The organism is Kordia sp. (genome assembly GCF_045105435.1).
Taxonomy (GTDB): domain Bacteria; phylum Bacteroidota; class Bacteroidia; order Flavobacteriales; family Flavobacteriaceae; genus Kordia.
In genome coordinates, this window is the sequence record NZ_JBGCDL010000116.1 from 1 (window position 1) to 11,074 (window position 11,074).

The 11,074-nt window shown below is 34.6% G+C and carries 9 protein-coding genes; 3 read left to right on the top strand and 6 right to left on the bottom strand.

Translation table 11 applies throughout. The features are described 5' to 3' along the window. The 5 genes from AB8B65_RS05770 to AB8B65_RS05790 form a co-directional block, all read right to left on the bottom strand. A partial coding sequence (locus tag AB8B65_RS05770; RefSeq protein WP_405299909.1) for a hypothetical protein occupies positions 1–1,602 on the bottom strand: 1,602 nt, incomplete at its 3' end. A gap of 176 nt (positions 1,603–1,778) precedes the next feature. Then, entirely contained in the window at positions 1,779–2,672 is an 894-nt protein-coding gene (locus tag AB8B65_RS05775) for an anti-sigma factor (protein WP_405299910.1), read from the bottom strand. A 302-nt stretch (positions 2,673–2,974) separates the two neighbouring features. Further along, the gene (locus tag AB8B65_RS05780; protein WP_405299911.1) at positions 2,975–3,637 is read right to left on the bottom strand and encodes a Crp/Fnr family transcriptional regulator; all 663 of its coding nucleotides are present in this window, start codon (positions 3,635–3,637) and stop codon (positions 2,975–2,977) included. Between the two features lie 138 nt (positions 3,638–3,775). After that, positions 3,776–5,182 (bottom strand): dihydrolipoyl dehydrogenase, encoded by a 1,407-nt coding sequence (lpdA, locus tag AB8B65_RS05785; RefSeq protein ID WP_405299912.1) that lies wholly within the window; start codon positions 5,180–5,182, stop codon positions 3,776–3,778. A gap of 360 nt (positions 5,183–5,542) precedes the next feature. Continuing rightward, positions 5,543–6,004 (bottom strand): Lrp/AsnC family transcriptional regulator, encoded by a 462-nt coding sequence (locus AB8B65_RS05790; RefSeq protein WP_405299913.1) that lies wholly within the window; start codon positions 6,002–6,004, stop codon positions 5,543–5,545. Between the two features lie 155 nt (positions 6,005–6,159). Between AB8B65_RS05790 and AB8B65_RS05795 the strand changes: the two genes are divergently transcribed. Together AB8B65_RS05795 and AB8B65_RS05800 are read left to right on the top strand one after the other, a co-directional pair. Then, complete coding sequence (locus AB8B65_RS05795; RefSeq protein ID WP_405299914.1) at positions 6,160–7,374, top strand: aminotransferase class I/II-fold pyridoxal phosphate-dependent enzyme; 1,215 nt, start codon at positions 6,160–6,162, stop codon at positions 7,372–7,374. Between the two features lie 220 nt (positions 7,375–7,594). Next, on the top strand, positions 7,595–7,846 hold the full coding sequence (locus tag AB8B65_RS05800) for a hypothetical protein (RefSeq protein WP_405299915.1): 252 nt from the start codon (positions 7,595–7,597) through the stop codon (positions 7,844–7,846). A gap of 421 nt (positions 7,847–8,267) precedes the next feature. Here AB8B65_RS05800 and AB8B65_RS05805 read toward each other — a convergent pair whose 3' ends face one another. Then, complete coding sequence (locus AB8B65_RS05805) at positions 8,268–9,299, bottom strand: metal-dependent hydrolase (RefSeq protein WP_405299916.1); 1,032 nt, start codon at positions 9,297–9,299, stop codon at positions 8,268–8,270. Positions 9,300–9,401: 102 nt separating this feature from the next. On the opposite strand from AB8B65_RS05805, the gene nhaC reads away from it, so the two are divergent. Continuing rightward, on the top strand, positions 9,402–10,898 hold the full coding sequence (gene nhaC, locus AB8B65_RS05810) for a Na+/H+ antiporter NhaC (RefSeq protein ID WP_405299917.1): 1,497 nt from the start codon (positions 9,402–9,404) through the stop codon (positions 10,896–10,898). Positions 10,899–11,074 lie beyond the last annotated feature (176 nt).

Genomic DNA, 11,074 nt, shown 5'->3' on the forward strand with positions numbered 1-11,074 from the left:
TGCGTTATTTATATCCGCTTTGGTGTAAAGTAGTTTCCCTTGCAAATTAAATAGTGCAATACTTCTAATATTTTGGTCACTATATAAATTCACGACATTTTTAGCTGGATTCGGAAAAAGTGTCATTTTATTAGCATCAAGTATAAATTCTGAAGTTGACAAGTTCGCCAACTCATATTTTGCCACAAAAATGTCTCGACTTCCGTTTGACGTTAGATTTGTAGTTCCAGAATCAGTATCAAAATCTACAGTAGTACTAAAAGCGCCCGTTACAAAAATTTCAGAAGCATCATTGATCATTATCGTTTCGGGCGTATCAAAAGCGCTGGCACCTATAGCATTCGCAGACATAAAGTTACCAGAAGCATCTTGTTGGTGAATGAAAACATCTATATTTCCATTACTAATCAGCTCAAAAACGCCATCATCCGTATTAAAAGAAACGGTTCCTCCAAATGGACCAACGGTGTATACATTATCATTTTCATCAACTGCAATAGATTCTCCTATGTCGGTACCATTGGCTCCAAAACTATTTGCCCAGTTAAAGTTACCATCGTTGTCTAATTGAACAATAAAAGCATCTGTATTTCCTTGTGATGTTAATGGAAAAGTTGTTGCGCTCGGATCTAAATCCGTTGTTCCTCTAAAACCACCTGATATTAGAAGGTTTCCATTGGAATCTATAGCAATATTTTTAGCGTCATCAAACGCAGTACCGCCCATAGATTTTGCCCATATCAAACTACCAGCGTTGTTTAGTTTTGCCACAAATATATCGCTGTCGCCAGTGGAACTAAGTGTTATTATTCCGCTATTCGGATCAAAATCAACCGAGCCAAATAAACTACCCGTTATGTAAACATTTCCTGCATTATCTGTTATGATTGATTCTCCTTTGCCACCTCCAGGATTTGTAGTACTTTCAAAAGCTTTATAAAAAATGGTTTCGCCTGTGGCACCATTAATTTTTCCTAAATAAGCATCATCATTTTGCCCAGAGTTACCAGAAGTTACGGTAATAACATTACCATTACTAGCACTGTAGTCCATAGAACCTCTAAATTCTCCTGTAATAAAAATAGCATCAGTAGCATCTATACTCATAGATTCCGCACGTCCAGTAGCAGACGAAGTGAAATTTACCCACACATAATTACCATTACTATCAAGTTTGAGCACATAATAGCTATTAACTCCAGAAAATTGTGTGTCAGTACCAGTTCCTGGATCAAAATCTACAGTACCTATAAATCTCCCAGCAACAAGGACATTTCCTTGTGAATCAGAAGAAATAGCATACGCATTATCGTTGTTAGCTCCTCCAACTCGTTTCATCCAAATTATATCTCCCGTACTATTATATTTTGCTATAAATATGTCAGTTTGCCCATTAGACGTGTACGTAACATCGCCAGCTACTGTTTCAAAAGTAACTGTGTTATTAAAAATACCACAAACGTATGTATTTGTGCCATCATTGTGTATTGAGTAACCAATGTCAAAAGAATTGGAGCCATACGATTTTGCAAAATCCAACTCGAGATCTTGCGCAATTACGGATGTTGAAAAAAGTAAAAATAGCAGTCTAAAAATCTTCATAGCATGTAATAATTAGCATGCAATTTAAGCTAAATTATTTGTGTCTTCGTTAACATGCAGTTAAATTGAGTACTATCAAGATTTTAATTTTATAATTTTTAGAGCTATCAAAACAAAAGAAACACGCTATCAAAATTGACAACGTGTTTCACATCTAACGATAATAATCATAAAGATTATCGCACTATTGTTCCTGTTGGGAATGATGCTGTATTTAGGTTAAGATCGTTTGTTGCTGGCGCAGTATCGTTTCCTGCTGTTCCTACTAGCGGCTTTAGTAAAAATGGTGCCGGACTATTGTCTGGACTAGGCTCTACAGAGATTACTACGGTACGTCCGCGAACATCTAATGGGAATGTGAAACCTGCTGGTGCGTTAAGAAAAAAGTCTTCTCCAGGAACTGGAGGTCCTACTGTGTTTTCTGCTCCACTGAATCCGTTGAATTCATCAACACTTCCAAAAGCTGTAAAAGTTCCTGTTGTTAATGGGCCTGTTCCATCAACTACAACCCAACCTTCATATTTCCAACCATCTGCTAAAGGTGGTAAGTTTAAACCTGATGTTGGTGGCGCTCCTGGATTGCCATACCAAACACCATATTGATCGTTTCCGTTATTTGCTGATCCTGGCATTTCATCTGTTGGTGTTCTTAAAAAGAATACTCCTGAAGCATTGTCAAAATTTCCACTACTTGTTACTGGAGCCAATCCTACGTTTGCTGTGTTTCCTGAAAAATCTCCTGCTAATAATTTTGTTGCTGCTGGTGCCGGATCTGGATCTACTGTAGGTTCTATAGAAAGTACAAATGCTGTTGCCGAAGCCAATTGATCTGAGTTTACAGCAAAAGAAGTTCTTGATAAGGTTCCTGCATCATTTACGGTAAAGGTTCCTGTTGAAACTGGACTTCCATCTACAATAACCCAACCTTCATATACGAAGTCACTTCCTAGGTTTTCTAATCCATTAAGATTTACATTTAAGTTTGATAATGCAACTGTGGCATCGTCATCGTTACTACATGAGACAGCGAAGAATCCTAACGCTAATCCCAAAAACATTTTTTTTATCATTGCGATATTTTTTTTATGATTATGATACAAATGTATTGCAGCAAAATCACGTAAAATGTTAGCTAGCTAACACTTCTGATAAAACGCATGCTTTTTTCTAAAAAAATACTTTTTTTAACATTTAAAATACAGTTACTTTATTAATTTTCAAATACTTAAATATCAATAATTTAACACTTATTACTTCAATCATAAATACAACATAAAACAAAAGCCCGAAACTGTCATGCTGTCATGTCAATTTCGGACTCTTTTTTGGCTAAAAAACAACGGTTTTTTAACGTTTATAAATATCGTGATTTTTAATTCAAAAAACGAATTTCTTTTCGATTAAAATCGATGATACTTGCTTCTTTTAATTCATTCATAATGATGTTTAATGTTGGACGTGAAGTGCCAATTAAACTTGCAATATCTTTTTGTGTGTACGGATGTTTTATGACATGTTCGCCTGTTTTATTACATTCGTAACCGTACTCTTCACAGAGTTCTTTTAGGAATTCTAGCAAGCGCGTTTTGGTATCTTTGAACAATAATAATTGCAATCGACGTTCCAACTTCTTGATCCGAAAACCGATGAACTTGTATATTTTTAATGTGAAGGTTTCGTTACCGCGCATTAAATCATGCATGGTATCTACAGCAATGGAACAGATAGAAGTTGAGTTGTCAACCGACTGTGCAAATTCATTTCTTTTTTCTTCTCCTAAAATGGCTTTTTCTCCAAACAATTCCCCTTTTGATAAAATAGATTTTACGACTTCTTCTCCATCTTCTGTGTAGTATCCTAATTTTACTTTTCCGCTATCAATTAAATATACTTTGTTGGCTGAGTCTTCTTCAAAATAAATATAATCTCGTTTTTTGTACGCATCAAATTCGTGACATTCTTTGTACTGCTCGAATTTGTGTGGACATAAGATGTTGAATAGATTTACATCTTTAAAATACCAAAGAGAATTCATAGTTAGTTAGATTACTTTTTTAGGCTTTATCGAGGTTATACTTTTCTATGTCGATAAAAAAAGTAAGAACTTACACAAAGGCATAAAAAAACTCCAGTAAATTACTGGAGTTTGGTATTTTTTCTATGTAAAAAGTCTTTACACGTGTAAGGCTCTGTCTTCTGTAGCGGCTAAGGCTGCTTCTTTGATCGCTTCTGCAAATGTTGGATGTGCATGTGACATACGCGCTACATCTTCCGCAGACGCTCTGTATTCCATGGCAACGACAGCTTCCGCAATTAAATCGGCTGCTCTTGCTCCAATCATGTGTACTCCTAAGATTTCATCAGTAGTTGCGTCTGCTAATATTTTAATAAAACCATCTAAATCCATACTCGCTCTACTTCTACCTAAAGCTCGCATTGGAAATTGCCCTGATTTATAAGCAATTCCTGCATCTTTCAATTCTTGTTCAGTTTTTCCAACCGCGGCAACTTCTGGCCATGTGTATACGACACCTGGAATTAAATTGTAATCGATATGTGGTTTTTGTCCTGCAATGATTTCAGCGACTAATGATCCTTCTTCAGAAGCTTTGTGTGCTAACATAGCACCTTTTACCACATCTCCAATTGCATATATGTTTGAAATATTTGTTTGTAAATGTCCGTTTACTTCTACTCTACCACGATCGTCTAGTTTTACGCCTGCCGCTTCTGTGTTTAATCCAGCTGTATATGGACTACGTCCGACAGAAACTAAGCAATAATCACCTTTAAACTCTACTTCTTGTCCTTTTTTGTTATCCGCTTTTACAATTACCTCATCACCAACACGTGCTACAGATTTTACACCGTGAGACGTATTAATTTTGAATTTTTGCTTTTTCAAAACTTTCGTCAATTCTTTAGAAAGTCCAGCGTCCATTCCACCAATAATTCTATCTGCATATTCAAGCACCGTAACTTCAGAACCCAAACGCTTGTATACTTGTCCAAGCTCTAAACCGATAACACCACCACCAATAACGACTAAGTGTTTTGGTATTTCTTTCAGTTTTAATGCTTCTGTTGAAGTGATAATTCGTTCTTTATCTAAGGTGATAAATGGCAAGTTTGATGGTTTACTTCCCGTTGCAATAATGATGTTTTTTGCTTCAATTTCTTCTGTAGTTCCATCATTTTTTGCGATGTTTACATGTGTAGCATCTTTAAAACTACCCAAACCTTCATAAACATCAATTTTATTCTTTTTCATTAAGAAATCAATTCCTCCTGTTGTTTGATCCACTACAGCTTGTTTGCGCGCAATCATTTTTTCAAGATTGACTTTTACATCTCCCGAAATTTCGATTCCGTGTGTATCAAAATGTTTGATGGCTTCTTCGTAGTGATGTGAAGAATCTAACAACGCTTTTGATGGAATACAACCTACATTTAAGCAAGTTCCGCCAAGCGTACTGTATTTTTCAATGATTGCAGTTTTCATGCCTAATTGTGCACAACGAATGGCAGCAACATATCCACCAGGACCAGAGCCAATTACGGCTACATCGTATGAATTCATATTCTTATTTTTTTGAACTTTTTTTATTTGTCAATACTACAAAAGTACAATTATTTTAGGGTTGTGCAATGCTTTGTTGTTAGATTGTTTGCTTCGGCTTTTCCTCATAGATCGCTGCGCTCTTAGATGCTTAGTCACGCTTTTGCTTTAGAATCGGCTTTGCCTTTTAGAAATGCTGAATGTTAGATTTTAAATGTTGAATTACTTCGATCTAGGAAACTATTGTACTTCAAATAACGAATCGTCAATTCGAGTAATTTTCGGAATGTTTTGCTTTGAGTGAAGTCAAAATGAAATAAGGAAAATTGTATCAAGAATAGTTGGAATCGCTGCGCTTTTGTATCGGCTTCACCTTTTAGATTATATAGAAATTGCTGTGGTATGTTTTACTTCGCCAATCACAAATATACTGTGCGTATTTCCAATATTTGGGATTGCTGTTAATTTTGTCACCATAAAATCGCGATACGCTTCCATATCCTTGACTAGAACTTTTAAAATATAATCGTAATCACCACTTACGTGATAGCATTCTAAGACTTCTTCTAGTTTGATGATTTCACGTTCAAACTTCATTACAAATTCTTTAGAATGCTGCGTTAAACGCACGTGACAATGCGCTAAAAAGCTTTTTTCTATTGGTTTTTTATCTAATAAAGCCACATATTTTTTAATGACACCTTCCTTTTCTAACTTTTTAATTCGCTCATAAACAGCTGTTACGGAAAGATTCAATTTATTAGAAAGCTCTTTGTTGGTTTGTTTGCTATCGTTTTGTAGTAACGTGAGTAATGTTTTATCTGTTTGATCAAGTTTTAACATGTAAAAAAATCTATAAGTAAGTATTCTGAAAAGATAATTAAGAAATATTTTCATTAATATATTAAATATATAGTTTTATTTTCTATTATTTTAAATAATCATTGATTTTTATTCACAATATTATCAATTTTGATGAGTATTAAAAAACTACTCATATGAAATTTAATCCCGCAAGTAACATTCAAGATTTACAGTATTTTGGCGAATTTGGAGGTGTAAATCCTTCTATTTCTGATGCTTCAACCTATACATTTCTTTCGGCAAAAACCATGTTTGACACTTTTGAAGGCAATGCTGATGGTTGTTATTTGTATTCAAGACATACATCACCAAGTAATTTGTATTTGGGCGAAGCCTTAGCAGCAATGGAAGGTACAGAAACGGCAAATGTTTCTGCTTCCGGAATGGGCGCTATTACACCTGTGTTATTGCAATTGTGTAAAAGCGGCGATCATATTGTATCTAGCAGAACAATTTATGGCGGAACCTACGCTTTTTTGAAAAATTTCACGCCACGATTCAATATTGAAACTTCTTTTGTAGATATTACAAAGTTAGAGTTGGTAGAAGCTGCCATTACTCCAACTACGAAAGTTTTGTATTGTGAAAGTGTGAGCAATCCGTTGTTAGAAGTTGCTGATATTTCTGCACTTTCCAAATTAGCTAAGAAATACAATTTACAATTGGTTGTTGATAATACATTTTCGCCATTATCAATTGCGCCTTTTACATTAGGAGCCGATATTGTGATTCATAGTTTAACAAAATTCATTAATGGCGCTAGTGATACCGTTGGCGGCGTTGTGTGTGCATCTCAAGCATTTATTGATCAATTGCGAAATGTAAATGATGGCGCAAGCATGTTATTAGGCGCTACAATGGATAGTTTGCGAGCAGCTTCGGTATTGAAAAATTTACGAACGCTTCATATTCGCATGAAACAACACAGCAATAACGCTATGTATTTGGCTAAGATGTTTGAAGCTGATGGTTTAAAAACGGTGTATCCAGGATTGCCTTCGCATCCTTCACACGAAGTTTTTAAAAATATGATGAATGCAGAATATGGTTTTGGTGGAATGTTAACTATTGACGTGGGAAGCATTGACAAAGCCAACGATTTAATGGAGTTAATGCAACAAAAAAATTTAGGATACCTAGCAGTGAGTTTAGGTTTTTATAAAACATTATTTAGTGCGCCAGGCACTTCAACTTCCTCAGAAATTCCAGAAGATGAACAAGCAGCAATGGGCTTAACAGATGGCTTGATTCGTTTTTCTGTCGGATTGGATAATGATATTCAACGAACGTACACAATTATGCGTGCGTGTATGGAAGATTTGAAAATTCTGGAGTCTGCAATGGTCTAATTTGCAAAGTTTAGTTTACGGTAAAAAGGGAACATCGAAAAAAGATGTTCCTTTTTTTATTTCTTTAAGTTACTACTAATTAAAATTTTACACGAAATTACCTAAGTATTACTACCTAATTTATAAATAATTCTCCCTCCATTACGGTTTTCCGTAATTTTTACTGCTACTTTTTAGTTATTATTGAATCCCAGATAGAATTTAATATTAGAACTACTGTATGCGTAAAAATGTTTACATATTACGAGAACGAAAATCAGATGGAGAATTACATCTTTTTTTAGCAAATCCAACCGAAGAAAACAAATGCCACGCACAGCAAAAATCGGTTTGCGGACAAATGGATATTGAAGAAGATTCGCGTACCATTTTTTCCTGTCAACCTGAAGACAGAGCACGTACACAATGTGCCAAAATTGGACGCAAAGTTTGCACAAGTTGTGTGAGTCATTTGTATATGGATAAGATTTAACACACAAAGCAAGATCACTTTTTAACTTTGAATTTTTATTTTCAGTTTAAATTTTCGCGTTTCACAGAGACCAATCGCATTGTAAATCAAAACCTTACTAACCAATACGCAAAATCAAAGGAAACTACATGAGTGACACAACGCTTTACACGCTCAAAGAAAATAGTAACGAACAATTACACATTTTTAAATCAAAAAAAGATGCATCTGGTGAATGCTTAACCATCACAAAATCTATTTGTAATAAGATGCGATATAACCAAGCAATTAAAACTTATTTTGCATGTGAATCAAAAATGTCTGCGCAACTAAAATGTATTGAGATAAGAAAAAATATTTGTGAAACCTGCAAGCAACATTTGCATTCCGACTACTAGTCATTAAATTGTTTTTAAGGGATTATAATAGCTAAATATTTCTACTACTTCCCTTTAATTCGTTCCCAAAAAATAGCTAACACATCCCATAAACTTGTGTTCTCATCAAACTTTGGTCTGGAGCTTTTCATATTGATTCGATCACCATCTTTAAAAAGCGTAAACGAAAATACTGCTGAATTTCCATTTCCTGTATCAACCGATGGATAACGCAAATCACTGTAGGCAATCGTTCCATCTTCATTTTTTTTAAGCGTATAATAGTCATTGCTAAACCAAGCTAAGTTTGCCAAGTCTGAATTTGTTTTAGGAATTAAATCATGATTTTTAGGAATCGTTTTCCAGTCCGTAAACACATCTTTCGTATCAAATAAAGAATAATACGCAACGTGATAATTCGTTTCCGTTTCTGCAATTCCATACCACAAAATATTGTTTAAAATACTTGCTTCTGTATTGTATCGTTGATATGAAATTCCTTGTTCCGCTAACGATTTTTCAAAGACTGAATTGATATAGAATTTGTTTCCAATCGTGAATAACATATATGCAGAGCTGATTCCAACACCTAACTTCAACCAACGTTTTCGTTTCTGATTGTGGCGTTTGTAAAACATTAGTACAATCAAACATATTAAGAAAGGTAATGTATACGCTGGATCGGCTACAGATATATTACTAAAAGCGACTCTATAATTACTAAACGGTAAAAACAGTTGCGTTCCGTATCCTGTAAAGCAATCTAAAAGTGGATGTGTAAAAATGGACAAGAAAAACAACCACGTCCAGTCTTTTTGGGTAGTAGTTCCGCGACGTTTTCCTTTATCGTACAATTTATAAACCAACCAACCGAACAAAAAAGCGCCTAAAATTGCAAAAAGTATGGAATGCATGAACCCTCTATGAAAGAGCATGGAGTCAATTTTATTTCCATATAGTAAACGACCAATAAAAACATCTAAATCAGGAATTGTTCCGCCAATAGCGCCGAACAACAATGCCTTGTTGCCTATTTTTTTACCCAATGCAACTTCTCCACAGGCAGCTCCCAATACAATTTGCGTCAACGAATCCATAAATTAGCTTTAATTACAAGTTTGCAAAGGTACGCAACCAAAATGATTTGCATACTTGTTTACAAAATCGTAACATTACGCTAGGAAACCAACCAATCAATTATGCAAGAAGAAAACAATATTTCTGAATTTAAGGCAAACGACCAAACAATCATTAAAAATAAAGAATTAAGTATATGGGAAGCATTGATTCCTGTTATAGCGCTGGTAGGCATGCTTGCTTATAACATTTATGTTTTTGGAGATGATGCATTAAGTGGTAGTAATCAATTCGTTCTTTTATTGGGAGCTGCTGTAGCTGCTATCGTAGGATTTAAAAATAAAGTCTCTTACAAGAGAATGTTAGAAGAAGTTGCTGAAAATGTAAAATCTACAACAGGAGCTTTGTTAATCTTACTAATGGTAGGTTCATTAGCTGGAACTTGGCTGATTAGTGGAATTATTCCAACTATGATTTATTATGGGTTACAAATATTAAATCCAACTATATTTTTAGTTGCCTGCGTTATTATATGTGCTATAATTTCTATTGCCACTGGAAGTAGTTGGACTACCTCAGCTACCGTAGGTATTGCTTTAATAGGTATTGGCGAGACTTTAGGAATATCCACAGGTATGACAGCTGGAGCAGTACTATCTGGAGCTTATTTTGGAGATAAAATGTCTCCTTTAAGTGATACTACAAACTTAGCACCTGCCATGGCTGGAGGAGAATTATTCAGTCATATTAAATATATGGCACTAACAACAATACCAACAATAGTTGTTACACTTATTATTTTTGCGATTATTGGATTAAACTTGGACACAACTGGAACTCCACAAATTGATGATAAGCTTGCAGCTATAGACGGAGCTTTCACTATTAGTCCTTGGTTATTTATTGTCCCTATTATTGTTATTATCATGATTGTTAAAAAAACACCTCCTTTAATTGCTTTATTAATAGGTTCTTTATTGGGTGCAGCTGCTGCATTGATAGCACAACCAGATATTGTTGCTAAAATAGCTGAAGCAGATTCCCTTACGTTTCAATCAGCATATAAAGGTATTATGAACGCATTAACAGTAGATACAAGCGTTGTAACTACAAGTACTGAACTTAATGAATTATTTACTGCGGGAGGAATGAAAGGAATGTTAGGTACTATTTGGCTAATTATTTGTGCTATGGTTTTTGGTGGCGTAATGGATGGTATTGGTGCATTGTCAAGAATTACTGATGCTTTATTAAAAATGGCGACAAGTGTGTTTGGATTATTTGCAAGTACAGTAGCTAGTTGTTTAGCATTAAATTTAACAGCATCAGATCAATATTTAGCATTAGTTGTTCCTGGTAAAATGTTCAAAAAAGCTTATGAAGATAAAGGTTTAGCTCCTGAAAATTTAAGTAGAACCTTAGAAGATTCTGGAACAGTTACGTCTGTTTTAATTCCTTGGAATACTTGTGGAGCATATCATTCTAAAGTATTATTTGGAGAAGCTGGTGTTACTTCGTATATCCCATATGTGTTTTTCAGTATTTTAAGTCCATTCACTACCTTAATATTTGCAGCATTTAAAATTAAAATAAAGCAGTTGACAACTAAAACTGCATAAGAAAAAGTTGTTTAAAAAGTTAGATTTTCGTCATGCTAAACCATGTGCTGAACTTGATTCAGTATTGATTCGGTTTCTCATAATCATTGAAAACTAATACAATGAGATTCTGAATCACATTTCGACTTCGCTCAATATTCGTTCAGAATGACGTTTACAAACACTTTTTTAAACAA